We start from the raw sequence: 14,707 nt of genomic DNA, 5'->3' as shown, positions 1-14,707 counted from the left end.
CCTGCCCAAATGCACTTGCTAGACTTTTGCGTGAATAGTCAGATTTGCAAAGGGCCTTTGCGTTTCATGCACGAATTACCTCAGACACGGGATCTGGCCGCCTTTGTCGCGGTGGTCGAAGACGGCGGCTTTGCGGAGGCGGGGCGACGGCTTGGCGTTGCGCCGTCCACGCTCTCGCGAACGGTGACCCGGCTCGAGACGTTCTTGCAGGTTTCCTTGCTGCGGCGCACAACGCGGGCGATCGAGCTGACGCCAGAAGGCCGCCAGTTGTTGCAAGCCGCACAGGAAATTGTCAGGCAGACCGAGGTCTTGGCGGAGCTCGCCCAAAGTGGGCGCGCACCCAAGGGGCCATTGAGGGTGAATGCACCGGTGCCCTTTGTCCTGCATGTGATCGCCCCGCGCCTGCACGAATTTCATGCGCGCTATCCCGAGGTGGAAATCACCCTGGACATGACGGATCGCCTTGTTGATCTCCTCGACAGCCACGCAGACGTCGTGATCCGCTTTGGGCCTCTTTCGGACAGCGATCTGTTGCAACGCAGGCTTGGCCAGTCGCCCTGGAAGCTCTGCGCTGCGCCGGGCTATCTGGACCGTTGTGGTTGGCCGCAGACACCGACGGATCTCGCCGGTTTGAGCCAGGTTCGCTTTACCGCGCCAGACCATATCAATACGCTGCGATTTCGCGAGGTGGGCACCATTGCGTTGCCTGCTTCGGTGCAGGCGGCCAACGGAGAGGCGGTGCGCAGTCTGGTACTGGGGGGAATGGGGGTTGCCCGGTTCTCTGACTTCATGGTGACCGAAGACCTCGCCGCAGGGCGGTTGGTTGAGCTTTTCCCGGATCAGCTGGACGCTGCACCGCTGGACATAACTGCGCTTTATCTCACGCGCACGTCCGGCCTGCGCAGGCTTGCCGTTTTCCTTGACTGGCTTGACGAAATACTGAGTTAGCGAAGCGGCCAAATGTAGATCGGCCGCGACTTGAGATCTCCCGTGAAGTCACCGCTCAGTCGATGCAAGTGTCAGGTGGGGAACGACAAACGGACGGTCGCGCCCAGACTGACTTGAAGCAGCTCAACAGATCCGTTGTGGCGCTGCATCACGTCCTGAACGATCGACAAGCCCAGGCCACTGCCTTCGCCACTGCGCAGCTGACCAAATCGCCGGAAAGCCGTATCTGCCTGATCTTCCGGAATGCCGACCCCGTCATCCTGGACCGACAGAACCGCATCCGGCCCCTCTCGAAGCGTTCGAACCGTGATCTTGGTCATATCCGGCCCGCCGTGTGTCACGGCGTTCTCTATCAGGTTCGTGATTGCCTCGCCGACCAAAACCGGATCGCCGCTGACCATCAGGGGATTGGGGGACGGGAAAAATTCAAAGTCGATATCACGCGACAGCACCGCTGGTCCCTGATCCCGACAGATTTGCGCGGCAAGGGCGGTCAGGTCAAAGCGCTTGACGCTGCGCACGCCTTCGTAACGCAACCGTTCCAGCGACAGCAATTGGTTGGCGAGACGCGCTGATTTGCGGGCAGCAGCGATCAGCGCCTGTTCATGCGCTTGCCGCCTCGCGGGGTCGCGCGCTTCAGGCAGCGTTTCAGCCAGCGACAGTAACGCGGAGGCCGGATTGCGCAATTGGTGGGCCGCGTCCGAGATAAACGCCTGGTGCGCCTCGAAACTGCTGCGCACTTGCGCGAACAGCCGGTTGAGAGTGGCAACGATGCCGATCACCTCCTTTGGCACCGGGCGGCGGATCTGGCCGAGGTCGTCAGGCGATCTGCGCCGGATTGCGTCCTGCAGGTCGTTCAGCGGCCGCAGGCCAATTTGAACACCGAACCAGACGACCAGTGCCAGCGCCAGCATCAAGCCCGCCATCAGGGCGGCGGCACGCAGGGCCAGGGCGGCGGCAAAGGCGTCGCGGTCAGCGACCCGTTGCCAGACCGTGACCGCCGTTTCACCGGTGAGATTGCCAATGGTGGTCGTCTCGGACATGCGCATCACCCGCACCGGTTCACCACGGTAGTCCGCAACGAAGAACTGCGGTTCTTCGGGGCTTGTCGGGGTTTCAGCCCGCGGCGGGTAGGCGTAGCCGGTGACGTAAATCCCCCCCGGCCCGGTGACGTGGTAGAAAATCTCGCCCCCGCCCGCGTTCGACACAAGGCGACGGGTCTGCGGTGACAGCGCGTCGCCTTCAGAAATTGCGACGTCGCGCGAGATCGCAAGCGCCGCTGCAAGGAGGCTGCGGTCGAACAGATCTTCGGAGGTCCGCTGCGCCACCTCGAAGCGCCAGATTCCAAGCACGATCGAGACCAGAAACAGTGGCGGCAGGATCAGCAGGAACAACCGCATCCGCAGTGACAGGGCTGTCATCTGCTGGTGACCTCCAGCATGTAGCCGAGGCCACGCGCGGTCTTGATCTTGACGCCGAATGGTTCCAACCGTTTGCGCAGGCGCGAGACATGCGGTTCGATCGCGCTTTCATCCTGATCAGTGCCAGTCCCATAGACATGGGTAATCAGCTGCGCTTTGGACACGATGCGTCCGCGCCGTTCCAGCAGACATTCCAGCGTCGCCACTTCCTTGCGCGGAAGCTTGAGCGGCTTGTCGTCTTGCAGGAGTTGGCGGCTGGTACGGTCGAACACCAAAGGCCCAAGCGTATCGCGCGCAGTGAACTGCAGGTCCTTCCTGCGCGCCATTGCGCGCAGGCGCGCCTCAAGCTCGTCGATCTCGAACGGTTTCGTAAGGTAGTCGTCGGCACCGGCATCCAGCCCTTTCACACGCTCCGCAGTTTCCGACCTGGCGGTGAGCAGGATAACCGGCGTACCGTCGCCCCGGCGACGCAGCGCCCGCAGGACTTCGAGCCCATCGCGACCGGGCAGGTTCAGGTCAAGAACGACTAGATCCGCCCCTTCCTGCCTGAGAAAAGTGTCGGCGGCGTCACCGTCATGCAGCACATCGACGGAATGCCCGCGTTCGCGCAGACGTGAGGCAATTCCATGAGCGAGAGCCTCGTTATCTTCGATCACTGCAATTCGCATGCTTAAAACTTTGTCAGGTTGCGCAAGTTTCGCGCAAGGTTGGAACGGCAAATTTTCCCAATTGGAGGAGGGATTCGTATCCCTTGCATAAAATCGAACGTACCGACCGGCAACATGTCGGTGGTTAGGCTGATCTTCGGGAGGATACCAATGACGATCAAGCAACTTGCAACTTCGGTTGCGGCAGCCGCCCTTATCGCGTCCCCGGCTTTTGCCGAGGTCGACTTTTCCGGCAAGACGATCGAATGGGTGATCCCGTTCTCGGAAACAGGTGGCTCCGCCAAGTGGGCCAACTTCTTTGCACCGCTCCTCTCTGAAGAGCTGCCCGGCAATCCGACGGTGGTCGTGAAGTTTATGCCGGGTGCCGGATCCACCAAGGGGGCGAACTGGTTCCAGGAGCAAGAGCACGAGGATGGCACGCTGATGTTCGGCACCTCGGGATCAACCCAGTTCCCCTATCTGCTGGATGATCCGCGCGTGCGCTACGAATACAGCGATTGGGTTCCTGTCATGGCCTCCGGCACAGGCGGCGTGGCCTATCTGAACGCCGAGGACGGCGCCAAGTTCGATGGCTCCGCGAACGCGTTGAAAGATATCGACTTCATCTATGGCTCTCAGGGCGCGACACGGCTGGACCTGGTACCTCTGCTCGCGTGGGAGATGCTTGGCATGAACGTGGAGCCGGTCTTCGGCATCAAGGGCCGCGGCGACGGCCGCCTGATGTTTGAACGCGGTGAAGCGACCATCGACTATCAGACCTCCTCTGGCTACCTTGGCGCCTCGGCTGATCTCGTCGCCCAAGGCAAGGCCGTGCCGATGATGACCTGGGGCGCATTGGACGAGGACGGCAACATCGTGCGCGACCCAACCTTCCCGGACATCCCGACTTTCAAGGAGGTTTGCGAGGCCACCGAGGGCTGTGAGACCAAGGGCGAGGCATGGGACGCCTGGAAAGCCTTCTTCGTGGCGGGCTTCCCGGTGCAAAAGATCGCCTTCCTGCCCGCAGGCACCCCGGATGATGTGCGCGACGCCTACGCCGCCGCCTTCGATGCCGTGCGCAACCGCGAGGACTTTGCCACGATCGCTTCCAAACGTGTCGGCAAATATGGCGTCTTCGTCGGCGAAGGCGCCGAAAAAGCCACCAAGGCGGGCACAAGCGTTTCGCCTGAAGCCAAGGCGTTCGTGACCAACTGGCTGCAGGAAGCCTATGGTGTTTCGCTGAAATAAGCGAAGCTGCCTGAGGCCCCGGCAGCGGCCGGGGCCTGTTTTTCCACACTTTTCGAACAACTTGAGGTTGGGGCGATGGATGTTTTCGCTACCGCCATGCCGGCGCTTGGCCAGGCATGGGCGCTAATACTGCAACCTGTGGTCCTGGGCTACCTGGTGCTGGGCGTGGTGATGGGGCTGGCCGTGGGCGTGTTCCCCGGGCTTGGCGGCATTGCCGGCCTGTCGCTGCTCTTGCCTTTCATGTTCGGCATGGACCCGGTCCTGGGGCTCGCGCTGATGGTGGGCATGGTGGCGGTGGTGCCGACCTCGGACACTTTCGCCTCGGTGCTGATGGGCATACCCGGCTCCTCCGCGAGCCAGGCGACCGTGCTGGACGGCTTCCCTCTGGCCAAGAAGGGCCAGGCGGCGCGGGCGCTGTCGGCGGCATTTACCTCATCACTGTTCGGCGGGCTGGTGGGGGCATTGTTCCTCACCATGTTCATCGTCGTGGCGCGGCCGCTGGTGCTGGCCTTTGGCCTGCCCGAGATGCTGATGATCTCGGTCCTGGGCCTGTCGATGGTGGCGGTTCTGGCCGGGCGTGTGGCGTTGAAGGGGCTGGCCGCAGCCGGGCTGGGCATGCTGATCGGCACCATCGGCGAGGCCGACGCGGGCGGCAGCCTGCGGATGGCGACCTATGACATTCCCTACCTCACCGACGGGCTGAAGCTGGTGATCGTGGGCCTCGGCATCTTTGCGGTGCCGGAGATCGTCTCGCTGCTGCGCCAGGACCGCTCCATTGCTAAGGACGCGAAACTGGGCGCCGGCTGGGGCACAGGCGTGAAGGACTGGGTGGCCAACAAGTGGCTCTCGGTGCGCTGCTCGCTGATCGGTGTCGTGGTCGGGGTGATCCCGGGGCTCGGCGGCTCGGTTGTGGACTGGATCGCCTATGGCCACGCGGTGCAAAGCACCAAGGACAAATCCGGCTTCGGCAAGGGCGAGATCCGCGGCATCGTCGGCCCGGAAAGCTCGAACAACGCCAAGGAAGGCGGCGGGCTGGTACCGACGCTGTTGTTCGGCATCCCCGGCTCGGGCTCGATGGCGATCTTCATCGGCGCCATCGCGCTCTTGGGCTCGGGCGACATCGAGGTCGGCCCCTCGATGCTGCGCGACAACCTCGACATCACCTATTCCATCGTCTGGCTGCTGGCGCTGGCCAACGTAGTGGGCACCATCCTGTGCATCGCGGCTTCGGGGGGCATCGCCAAGCTGACCACGATCCGCTTCACCTACCTCGCGCCGTTCCTGTTCATGCTGATCTCCTTCGCGGCGTTCCAGTCCGGGCAGAACTTCGAGGACATCCTGGCGCTGTTCGCCATCGGCCTGATCGGCATCTTCCTGCGCCGCTTCGACTGGTCGCGCCCGGCCTTCCTGATCGGCTTCGTGCTGTCCAACCCGGTGGAGAAATTCTCCAACCAGGCGTTCCAGATCGCCTCCTTCCGCTTCCGCAAGTCCTTCGAGGAGGGGTTGGACTACCTGTTCTCGCCGATCGTGATCGTGCTGCTGATCGTCACCGTGGTCTCGGTGGTGCTGGGCCTGCGCCAGGCCAAGTCGATCATGGCCGAGGGCGATGTCAAATCCGGGTCCAAGCGCGCACCGCTGGTCTTCCTGATGCTGCTGATGGCCTACGTGGTCGCCGCGCTGATCAACGCGAACATGATCCCCGACTACAACATGACGGACAAGATCATCCCGCTGGCGGTGGGCGGTATCACCCTCACTGCGCTGCTGATCCTGCTGGTGCAGATGCTATTGCGGCCCGAGACCGACGCGGTCTTTGCCGACAAGGAAGTCGCCGGGGAAGATGCAGATGCGCCCTATGGCCTCTGGGGCACGTTGGCCTGGTTCGCCGGATTGATCGTGGCAACCTATTTCACCGGCTTCATCCTGGCATTGCTGGGCTTCCTCGTCGCCTTCCTGCGGGTGCGGGCGCAGGCGCCCTGGCCGAAGACCCTGATCCTGACCGCCGCGGGCATCGCGCTGATGTGCGTGATGGCAGGCGCGCTGAACCGCGACTTCCCGCCGGGGCTGCTGCAACAGGCGGTGGACCTGCCGTGGCCGCTGAAATGATCCAACGGAAGAGATGACATGACACAGACAGGCATTCCTTACGTCTTCATGCGCGGCGGCACCTCGCGCGGGCCCTATTTCAACCGCGCCGACCTGCCCACGGACCGCGAAACCCTGGCCGAGGTGCTGCTGGCCGCGCTCGGCTCCGGCCATCCGCTGAACATCGACGGCATTGGCGGCGGCGCCGCGGTGACCACCAAGGTCGCCATGCTGTCGTCCTCGCAGGACGACTGGGCGGACGTGGACTACTTCTTTGCTCAGGTCTCGGTCGAAGACCGGCTGGTTGATTTCAAGCCCACCTGCGGCAACATTCTCTCCGGTGTCGGGCCAGCGGCGATCGAGATGGGGCTGGTGCAGGCCACGGCAGGGGAGACAGAGGTGAAGATCCGGGCGGTCAACACCGGCGCCCGGGTGGTGGCCCGCGTGCAGACCCCGGAAGGCAGGCTCACCTATGCGGGCGATGCCGAGATCGCCGGGGTGCCGGGCAAGGCCGCGCCGGTGGCGCTGAACTTCATGGGCGTGGTCGGATCGGCCACCGGGGCCTTCTTGCCTACCGGCAACCTCCGCGACAAATTTGATGGCATTGAGGTCACCTGTATGGACGTGGCGATGCCCATGGTGATCGCCCGCGCCGCCGATTTCGGACTTACCGGCTATGAAACCGTGGCCGAACTGGACGCAAACCGCGACTTCTTCGCCCGGATGGAGGCGATCCGGCTAGCGGCAGGGGCGGCCATGGGCATGGGAGACGTGTCCAAGTCCGTGACCCCCAAGTTCGGCCTGCTTGCCCCCGCGCGGGACGGCGGCACCATCGCCACACGGTACTTCATGCCATGGAACACGCATCCGTCGATGGCCGTGACCGGCGCGCAGTGCCTCGCGTCCTGCGCGCTGACGCCGGGCAGCGTGGCGGACGGGCTCCTTGACCGTCCGACCGAAAGCCCGGCCAGCGTGGTGCTGGAACATGCCTCCGGCACCATTGATGTGCTGGTGGACTTCGAGATGAACAACCATTTCACGCTCAATTCCGCGGGTCTTCTGCGTACCGCCCGAAAACTGGCTGACGGCAAGATCTACGTGCCTGCGCGGATCTGGGAGGGCGCTTGAGATGCCGGTGATGAACTTTTTGGTCGCCTTCAACGGCTCGGAAGGCTCGGTGGCCGCGTTGCGTTATGCGGCATCGCTGGCCCAGATCGACGGCGCCCATGTGACAGCTATGCTTGCGCATACGTCGCATGAGGTGATCGATCGGCGTTCTCGCTGGATACCCAAGGAGGCGCGTGCCCTCTTGGAGCAGGCGAACTCAGAGGTGCTACGCGGGATCGAGGAGCTGTTCGACCGGGAATGCCGAGCGCTTGGCCTTTCTGGAGAGCTTCAGCTAAAGGATGTGACAGGGCGAGTAGACACCGTGCTGTCAGAAGCAGCCCGCTACTATGATATGTTGATCGTCGGGGCACATGACGACACGGACGATGAACATGTTACCCTGCACCCGGACCGCATCGCGCTGATGTCCGGACGCCCGGTGGTCGTGGTCCCTGCAGGTTACGCGGCGGGCGCGCGTCATTCTCATGCCGCTCTGGCGTGGGATGGAGGGCGCGCCGCGGCACGGGCATTGTCGGATAGCCTGCGTTTGCTGGAAGGTAAAAGCCGGGTCAGTGTGATTACAGTTGGCCAACATGGCGGTTGGCCTATTGCTGACCTGCTAAAGCACCTGGATCGCCACGATATCGAAGCCCTCCACGAGGACTTTCCCGAGTGGCACCCTGTGGCTGCGACGCTGCTGGCGTACTGCCGACGTCAGGATCCGACGCTGCTGGTGCTGGGAGCCTATGAACATTCCAAGTTTCGTGAAGATTTTCTGGGGGGTGTGACCGCAGAGGTGCTGGCCAAAACCCGCATCCCCGTCTTGTTGTCGCATTGAGGAAGAAGCCATGACCGACTACGAAAAACTGAAGCACACCTGCCGCGAACTGGAAAATATTCGCTCTGGTCTGGCGGCGCAGATCGGGCAGGAAGGTGCGAAAAATCCTGACCTTCTGATTTTGCACGAACGGGTGAGCAAGGCGATCAAGGCATTGTCCGGCCAGGGGTGATAAGGAAACAGGGGCAACACATGAAGGTTCATATACTTGATGATTGGTTCAATACGTTGCGCAGTCTGCCGTGTTTTGGGCTGCTGAAAGACCATGACGTCACTGTCTGGACGGACCACGAGCCTGACGAGGCCGCACTGGCGAGTCGATTGCAGGACGCCGACTGTGTCGTTTTGTTTCGCGAGCGCACCCCGGTCACCCGCACTCTTCTGGAAAAGCTTCCCAATCTGAAGATGATCTCTCAGCGCGGTGCGCATCCCCATGTCGATGTGCAGGCCTGCACCGACCACAGAGTGCTCTTGTGTTCCAACAAGGGGGCTGACGGCGCGAACTACGCCGCGGCCGAGCTCACGTTTGCCCTGATCCTTGCGGCGATGCGCCAACTCCCGCAGCAGATGGCAAGTGTCAAGGCAGGGGGCTGGCAGATGGGTGTCGGGCGCACATTGCGCGGTCGGCGTCTGGGGCTTTATGGCTATGGCCGGATTGGTCGCGTGGTCGCGGATTACGCCCGTGCGTTCGGCATGGAGGTCACTTGGTGGTCTTCCAGCGCGGGCCGCGCCCGGGCCAGAGCGGATGGCGAGATCGTGGCCCCCAGCCGGGACGCGTTCTTTGCGCAAAGCGATGTCGTTTCCCTGCATCTGCGCCTGACACCCGAGACCCGCGGTATCATTACCGACCAGGATCTGGCCCGAATGTCCGACCGCGCGGTCCTGGTCAACACCTCCCGTGCAAGTTTGATCGCGCCCGACGCGCTGCTGCATGCGCTGAAAGCGGGGCGACCGGGAATGGCCGCACTGGACGTATTTGACAACGAACCGCTGACCGATCCCAGTGATCCGCTATTGAGCCATCCGAATGTGATCGCAACGCCGCACATCGGCTTTGTTACAGAAGATGAGTTCGACAAGCAGTTTTCGGACATTTTCGAGCAGGTCAACGCTTATGCATCAGGGCACCCGATCCACATGATCAATCCAGACGTCTACGCGCAATAAGCGCTGCAGCGACAGGTGCGCCTACGATCACCAGGACAATGCGGGTCAGGTGATGGGTGATCACAAATCCCAGATCGGCCCCTGTCACGATCGCCAGAACGGTCATCTCCGCCTGTCCGCCGGGTGCAAAGGCCAAGAACGCCTCCACCGGGTGGCCAAGCCCGAGCATGGTCACAAACGCGGTAAACGCTGCCGCAAGCACGGCCAGGAGTAGTACATAGGCAACCCCAGCCAGAACCACTCGTGTCAGCTCTCCCCAGGTGATGCCGAGGAAATGCACGCCAATTCCGCATCCGATGAAGAATTGCGCGGCCAGGATTGCCTCTGCTGGCGGACGGTAGTGGATGAACCCGGCGAGCGACAGGCAGGCAGTGACGATCATCGGTCCAAGGATCGAGGCACCGAAAAGTCCGAGGCGCTCGCCCCCCTTCCAGCCGATCAGCGCGGCCGCAACCATCAGGGCGAGCTCTTGCAGTGGCAGTTCGACGGCAGGCGCACCGATCGGATTTGTCAGTTCGGCACCATAGGCAAAGGTTAGGAATGCAGGCGCCAGCGTCACAATCAGCAATACCCGCGTGGCATGGATCAACGACAGCGTGCGCGGGTTGGCGCCGGCCTCGGCCCCGAAGACGACCATATCCTGCAATCCACCTGGCATCGCCGCATAATATGCTGTGGGCGCGTCGAACCCCCAGACGCGACGGAAGAAGGGAACCCCGACCATACCGATCAGCGTGATGAACACAGGTACCAAGGCCACGGACAGCGCGATTTGCGGCAGCTCCCGCAAGAGATCTGGCGTGATCGAAGCGCCAACGGCGACGCCTAGGATGGTGCGCGCTGCGACCGACACCTGCCCGAACCCTTTCACCGGAAGATGCGCCAGAGCGGCGATCAAACAGGCAGCCATCGGCCCGAAAAGGAATGGCAAAGGGAGTGACAACATCCAAAACAGTCCAGCGCCGAAACCCGCGATGGCCAAGGTAAGGAAGCGCCGGGCGCTGGGGATCTGGAGAAGTGAATTGTTCATGGCTGCCTCCGCCGACTCTTGACCGCCTCTTGTGTACTATTGTATCCAGATGGATACAATCGATGAATGAACTGTGAGCGAGAACAACATGACAAGCGACGAGGGCAGCAGCCCGCAGGGCAACACGGCCTACATGCGGCTGCTGGGCGAACTACGTGAGGGGCGTCTGACAGCTGGTGATCGCTTGCGTGAAACCGAGTTGGCGGAACGTCTTGGTGTGTCGCGGACACCGGTTCGCGAAGCGATCCGCCAACTCGAAGCGGATGGCATTGTGACCCATGTCCCAAGGCAGGGCGCAAGCATTCGCGGGTTGGACTATGCCGAGGTTATGGAGCTGTATGAAATGCGCGCCGTTCTCGAGGGAACTGCCGCACGGCTTGCGGCACGGGCGGCGTCGGATATCGAGCTTGAAGAGCTATACGATATGAACCGGTCGCTGGCGGCCCTCGGAAGCACGCCGCAAGCTTTTACATTGAACAGGCAATTTCATGCGGCCTTGCTGGATGCTGCCAAGAACCGTTTCCTGACCCGATCGATCCATTCGCTTCAAAAGACGATGATGATCCTTGGCCCGACGACGCTCACGCAACCGGACCGGGCCGAAAAGGCGGTCGAGGAGCATTTTGCTGTGCTCGATGCAATCAAGGCACGCGATGGTGCACTGGCAGAGGCCGCAATGCGGACGCATATTGAGACCGCGCAACGTGTACGCGTGCGGGCGTTGCGTGGCCAGTCGACCCGGACAGACAGTTTCGACGGCGACCTTTTGTGACGCAGTTCTTTGGTCGCCCCACAGGATTAGACCGCACTGCGAATGCAGTCCTTCAACGCCTCAGCTGTCGGAGACAGCGATTGCCCCAATCGTGTGAGCAGTCCGACGGGTCGGGCAATATCTAGCCCCTCGAGACTGGTGATCTCAACACCGCTGGCCAAAGGGCCTCTCAGGATTGCCTCTGGCAGCAACGCCGCCCCCGTCCCTTGGCCGACGAGCTCCAAGGCTGTCGAGCTTCTGCTCGTTTCGATGGTCCAGACGAGGGGAATACCTGCCCGGGCCAAGCTTTCGTCGATCAACACCCGGTTGCCGGTCCCACGAGCTGGCAGGATCAAAGGTGTCCCGGCCAACTCAGCAATCGTAACACTGGCGCGCCCGACCAGCGGATGCGCCTTTGGCAGGGCGACCATGATGCGGTCCTCGAAAAGAGGCTCGAAATCGGTGTTGGGTTCCAGCGCAGGCAGCGAGCAGAGGCCGAAATCCGCGTCCCCCTGTGACACGGCTTCGGCGACCCCATTTGCGCTGCCATCCAATAACCGCAATCGGGCGCGTCTACCGGTCGCGTGAAACTGGTCGAGGGCCGGGATCACCAACCGAGACAGCAAGGTCGGAACCAGGGCAATGGCCACGACCGCGCTGCGCTGATGGGCAAACGCCACGCTATCGTCGCGCATCGCGCGGGTGGTCTCGCGGGCGTCTTCCAGAATGGCCTCGGCCCGGGCTTGAAGGCGCTTGGCGGCAAGCGTTGGCTTGACCGCGCGGGTGGTCCGTTCGAACAATCGGGTGTCCAGCGCCTGCTCAAGCTTCGCCACCCGTCGGGTGATGGCGGATTGCGACAGGTTCAGTTGCTCTGCCGCAGCATGGAAACTGCCGGTCTCCTTGACCGCAAGGAAGGCCTCGAGATCACCGAAGTCATAATTGATGCTCATATCGCACTAATTCTGTAGATCCACCCGCCAGTCAAATAAAAATGCTTTAGTCGGTTCCTATCAGCAGGGCCCTTGGCTCGGCACTGAACGCCACAGGGGTCTGCGGAGGCCTCGGCCTGAGTGGTGACGATCAGCCTCACATTATTGGTCCAGCTTGACCGTCAATTCATGTGCGGCATCCGGTTCTCGGAGCATTTGTTTGCCACCTCTGCCACCTCTGCCGTAATGATGATCAGAAGCATCAATGTTGAAGGGGATGAGGGGGCGAAAGCCCGGCCGCATATTCCGCTCTGAAGAACGCGCGTCCTCGGCGCCGAGTGCAGCATTTGTGCCCTGGGCGATCTGGCGCGACAGCTAGCGGAAACCGCAGGGCCTAGCGACGCTACACGACCAAGTGGTCAGAAAATCCCTTCCTGAGTGATCAAAACGATCCGGCACGCCTGTGAAAAGCCTGCTGAACCACAACCAAGGAGTATCAAAATGGATGACGATCTGTTCGAGCGTGGATTGGCGCAGCGCAAATCCACGCTGGGTGCTGAATACGTCGAAAACAACCTTGCCGCTGCCGATGATTTCACGCGCCCGTTTCAAGAGGCGATGACGGCCTGGTGCTGGGGCTTTGGCTGGGGCGACGACACTATCGACGCGAAGACACGCTCGATGATGAACCTCGCGATGATCGGCGCCTTGGGAAAGATGCACGAGTGGGAAGTTCATTGCAAAGGTGCGTTGAACAACGGGGTCACCAAGGAGGAGATCCGATCGATCATTCACGTCATTGGCATCTACTGCGGCGTGCCACAATCGCTTGAGTGCTTCCGTGTCGCGCGCAAGGTGCTGACCGAGCGCGGCTTGTTGGAGTAAGCCGTCATGATCCCTGCCACCGACGCAGGCTTTGGCGGGAGCGCCACCACAGCGGGTGTTCCTGTTGGATCAACGGTTTCGAAGGACACGGGGCAACGGAAGTACAGGATCCGAAGCTGACTACGGCAGAGCCTGCGCATGTTCTACCAGCCAGGTCGTGGTGACACCAGAACTGGACCGGTTGGCCGTGCGCTTGTCCTTTCGGCAGATCTAAACACCCCACATCGCGGCAGGCGCGCCAGGGCCAGTTTCACTTGGCGCACCCTAAAGAACAACTAAACAACGACATAGCCGAACTTCGAAGCGCGATTGGCGAAGACGAAGTACTAGCCCAGTAGATGCGGTCGCTCATCCTTTTCGCGGCTTCGTACGGTCCAGCTCAGGTGAAATTGGAATATGCTCTTCTTCGTCTCCTGGGGGCAGCCTGAACGGGCCATTGTTCCAGTCAGCGGCCTTCCACGCTTCTTTTGCCTCTTCGATCTTGTCTTTTGAAGACGAAACGAAGTTCCACCAGATGTAGCGGCCTTCGTTCATCGTTGCACCGCCCAGCAGCATCAGCCGCGCGCCACCCGCGCCCGCGCGGGCACTGATGGCGTCACCCGGTCGGAAGACCATCATCTGCCCGGCCTCGAAACTCTGACCCGCGATCTCAATCGAGCCTTCGGTCACATAGATGCCCCGATCCTCGTGGTCATCGGGCAGGGGAAACTGAGCGCCGGGCTCGAGCGTCACATCGAGGTAAAATGTTTCGCTGTGCATGGTGACCGGGCTTTGCTGGCCGTAGGCGCTGCCGAGGATCAGCTTGGCCTTGGCGCCGCCATCGATAATCTCGGGCAGGGCGCCCTTCTTGTGATGCTCGAACCCGGGGTCAATGTCCTCCTTGTCTTCGGGTAGTGCAATCCAGGTCTGGATCCCGAACAGGCTGTGACGCGTGGCGCGCGTCTCTTCGCTGGTGCGTTCCGAGTGGGTGACGCCCTTGCCCGCGACCATCCAATTCACCTCGCCGGGATAGATCATCTGGTGGGTGCCAAGGCTGTCGCGGTGCTCGAACTCCCCTTGGTACAAGTAGGTCACGGTGCCGAGGCCGATATGCGGATGCGGGCGGACGTCGATGCCGCCCTCGGTGATGAATTCCGCAGGCCCCATCTGGTCGAAGAAGATGAAAGGCCCGACCATCTGCCGTTTGACCGATGGCAGCGCACGGCGGACTTCAAACCCGCCAAGATCCCGCGCGCGCGGGATGATCAGGGTATCGATCGCATCGCCGCATTCGGGGCATTCAGGATTGTGGGTCGGGTTCCAGCTCATTGGCGTGTTCCTTTCGAAAGGCTCATGAGGAAGTCGGGCGAGTTTGGGGTCATGGCGAACGGTGGGGCCATCCCGGCGCAGGTCAAGGGCTTTAAGCGCCGCTTGGGTCGCCCATGGCACGGCCCCCGATATCGCCGCCGGGCGGGCTGGAGTGTCCTTGGGATCTCCAGCGCAGCTCCATTCTGCAATTCAAGCCAGTCCGGATCAAATGGGAGTGGCTGTCATCCAGCCTCGAGCGCGCGGCGGAGGTTCTCGTCTGGTATATTCTTAAGCCTCCTTTGGAGCTGTTAGAGCCTGCCGGGCGCTAGTGAAGAGAGCGGGGGGCTCCCGGCAGGCGGCTGGG

14 protein-coding genes are annotated in these 14,707 nt (G+C 62.0%); 9 read left to right on the top strand and 5 right to left on the bottom strand.

From position 1 onward, the window contains the following. Window positions 1-66: 66 nt before the first annotated feature. Window positions 67-948 (top strand): LysR family transcriptional regulator, encoded by an 882-nt coding sequence (locus AB9K35_RS02650; protein WP_369924335.1) that lies wholly within the window; start codon window positions 67-69, stop codon window positions 946-948. A 71-nt stretch (window positions 949-1,019) separates the two neighbouring features. Here AB9K35_RS02650 and AB9K35_RS02645 read toward each other — a convergent pair whose 3' ends face one another. Together AB9K35_RS02645 and AB9K35_RS02640 are read right to left on the bottom strand one after the other, a co-directional pair. Further along, window positions 1,020-2,369 carry a sensor histidine kinase gene (locus AB9K35_RS02645; RefSeq protein ID WP_369924334.1) on the bottom strand — a complete coding sequence of 450 codons (1,350 nt, stop codon included), beginning with the start codon at window positions 2,367-2,369 and terminating at the stop codon, window positions 1,020-1,022. Beyond that, entirely contained in the window at window positions 2,366-3,037 is a 672-nt protein-coding gene (locus AB9K35_RS02640; protein WP_222455631.1) for a response regulator transcription factor, read from the bottom strand. Before AB9K35_RS02640 ends, AB9K35_RS02645 begins: the two co-directional genes overlap by 4 nt. A gap of 150 nt (window positions 3,038-3,187) precedes the next feature. Between AB9K35_RS02640 and AB9K35_RS02635 the strand changes: the two genes are divergently transcribed. The 6 genes from AB9K35_RS02635 (at window position 3,188) to AB9K35_RS02610 (ending at window position 9,461) form a co-directional block, all read left to right on the top strand. Further along, the gene (locus AB9K35_RS02635; RefSeq protein ID WP_369924333.1) at window positions 3,188-4,264 is read left to right on the top strand and encodes a tricarboxylate transporter; all 1,077 of its coding nucleotides are present in this window, start codon (window positions 3,188-3,190) and stop codon (window positions 4,262-4,264) included. 75 nt (window positions 4,265-4,339) lie between these two features. Further along, window positions 4,340-6,370 carry a tripartite tricarboxylate transporter permease gene (locus AB9K35_RS02630; RefSeq protein ID WP_369924332.1) on the top strand — a complete coding sequence of 677 codons (2,031 nt, stop codon included), beginning with the start codon at window positions 4,340-4,342 and terminating at the stop codon, window positions 6,368-6,370. A gap of 18 nt (window positions 6,371-6,388) precedes the next feature. Then, window positions 6,389-7,477, top strand: coding sequence for a 4-oxalomesaconate tautomerase (locus AB9K35_RS02625; RefSeq protein WP_369924330.1), 1,089 nt, complete (start codon window positions 6,389-6,391; stop codon window positions 7,475-7,477). 1 nt (window position 7,478) lies between these two features. Further along, window positions 7,479-8,294, top strand: coding sequence for a universal stress protein (locus AB9K35_RS02620; RefSeq protein WP_369924329.1), 816 nt, complete (start codon window positions 7,479-7,481; stop codon window positions 8,292-8,294). A gap of 10 nt (window positions 8,295-8,304) precedes the next feature. Next, a complete protein-coding gene (locus tag AB9K35_RS02615; protein WP_222455636.1) occupies window positions 8,305-8,466 on the top strand; it encodes a hypothetical protein in 162 nt (53 codons plus the stop codon). Window positions 8,467-8,486: 20 nt separating this feature from the next. Next, the gene (locus AB9K35_RS02610) at window positions 8,487-9,461 is read left to right on the top strand and encodes a D-2-hydroxyacid dehydrogenase family protein (protein WP_369924327.1); all 975 of its coding nucleotides are present in this window, start codon (window positions 8,487-8,489) and stop codon (window positions 9,459-9,461) included. Here AB9K35_RS02610 and AB9K35_RS02605 read toward each other — a convergent pair. After that, window positions 9,436-10,491 (bottom strand): AbrB family transcriptional regulator, encoded by a 1,056-nt coding sequence (locus AB9K35_RS02605; RefSeq protein ID WP_369924326.1) that lies wholly within the window; start codon window positions 10,489-10,491, stop codon window positions 9,436-9,438. The genes AB9K35_RS02610 and AB9K35_RS02605 overlap by 26 nt on opposite strands. 88 nt (window positions 10,492-10,579) lie before the next feature. On the opposite strand from AB9K35_RS02605, the gene AB9K35_RS02600 reads away from it, so the two are divergent. Continuing rightward, window positions 10,580-11,263: a GntR family transcriptional regulator gene (locus AB9K35_RS02600; RefSeq protein WP_369924394.1), complete on the top strand. Its 684-nt coding sequence runs from the start codon at window positions 10,580-10,582 to the stop codon at window positions 11,261-11,263. Between the two features lie 26 nt (window positions 11,264-11,289). On the opposite strand, the gene AB9K35_RS02595 is transcribed toward AB9K35_RS02600, so the two are convergent. Continuing rightward, complete coding sequence (locus tag AB9K35_RS02595) at window positions 11,290-12,192, bottom strand: LysR family transcriptional regulator (RefSeq protein ID WP_369924325.1); 903 nt, start codon at window positions 12,190-12,192, stop codon at window positions 11,290-11,292. Between the two features lie 480 nt (window positions 12,193-12,672). Here AB9K35_RS02595 and AB9K35_RS02590 point away from each other — a divergent pair, with 480 nt between their 5' ends. Beyond that, complete coding sequence (locus tag AB9K35_RS02590; protein WP_369924324.1) at window positions 12,673-13,056, top strand: carboxymuconolactone decarboxylase family protein; 384 nt, start codon at window positions 12,673-12,675, stop codon at window positions 13,054-13,056. Window positions 13,057-13,404: 348 nt separating this feature from the next. Here AB9K35_RS02590 and AB9K35_RS02585 read toward each other — a convergent pair whose 3' ends face one another. Next, window positions 13,405-14,364 (bottom strand): pirin family protein, encoded by a 960-nt coding sequence (locus tag AB9K35_RS02585; protein WP_369924323.1) that lies wholly within the window; start codon window positions 14,362-14,364, stop codon window positions 13,405-13,407. Window positions 14,365-14,707: the final 343 nt, after the last annotated feature.

This window comes from Leisingera sp. XS_AS12, from assembly GCF_041224635.1.
Classification (GTDB): Bacteria; Pseudomonadota; Alphaproteobacteria; order Rhodobacterales; family Rhodobacteraceae; genus Leisingera.
Note: the sequence above shows the minus strand (reverse complement) of the source record. Positions and strands in the feature narration are given on the sequence as shown.

Excerpts from the sequence above, each read along its gene's own strand:
- AB9K35_RS02585 (WP_369924323.1), bottom strand. The coding sequence starts at position 14,364 with ATGAGCTGGAACCCGACCCACAATCCTGAATGCCCCGAATGCGGCGAT.
- AB9K35_RS02615 (WP_222455636.1), top strand. The coding sequence starts at position 8,305 with ATGACCGACTACGAAAAACTGAAGCACACCTGCCGCGAACTGGAAAAT.
- AB9K35_RS02630 (WP_369924332.1), top strand. The coding sequence starts at position 4,340 with ATGGATGTTTTCGCTACCGCCATGCCGGCGCTTGGCCAGGCATGGGCG.
- AB9K35_RS02590 (WP_369924324.1), top strand. The coding sequence starts at position 12,673 with ATGGATGACGATCTGTTCGAGCGTGGATTGGCGCAGCGCAAATCCACG.
- AB9K35_RS02635 (WP_369924333.1), top strand. The coding sequence starts at position 3,188 with ATGACGATCAAGCAACTTGCAACTTCGGTTGCGGCAGCCGCCCTTATC.
- AB9K35_RS02640 (WP_222455631.1), bottom strand. The coding sequence starts at position 3,037 with ATGCGAATTGCAGTGATCGAAGATAACGAGGCTCTCGCTCATGGAATT.
- AB9K35_RS02610 (WP_369924327.1), top strand. The coding sequence starts at position 8,487 with ATGAAGGTTCATATACTTGATGATTGGTTCAATACGTTGCGCAGTCTG.
- AB9K35_RS02600 (WP_369924394.1), top strand. The coding sequence starts at position 10,580 with ATGACAAGCGACGAGGGCAGCAGCCCGCAGGGCAACACGGCCTACATG.
- AB9K35_RS02625 (WP_369924330.1), top strand. The coding sequence starts at position 6,389 with ATGACACAGACAGGCATTCCTTACGTCTTCATGCGCGGCGGCACCTCG.
- AB9K35_RS02605 (WP_369924326.1), bottom strand. The coding sequence starts at position 10,491 with ATGAACAATTCACTTCTCCAGATCCCCAGCGCCCGGCGCTTCCTTACC.
- AB9K35_RS02645 (WP_369924334.1), bottom strand. The coding sequence starts at position 2,369 with ATGACAGCCCTGTCACTGCGGATGCGGTTGTTCCTGCTGATCCTGCCG.
- AB9K35_RS02650 (WP_369924335.1), top strand. The coding sequence starts at position 67 with ATGCACGAATTACCTCAGACACGGGATCTGGCCGCCTTTGTCGCGGTG.
- AB9K35_RS02620 (WP_369924329.1), top strand. The coding sequence starts at position 7,479 with ATGCCGGTGATGAACTTTTTGGTCGCCTTCAACGGCTCGGAAGGCTCG.
- AB9K35_RS02595 (WP_369924325.1), bottom strand. The coding sequence starts at position 12,192 with ATGAGCATCAATTATGACTTCGGTGATCTCGAGGCCTTCCTTGCGGTC.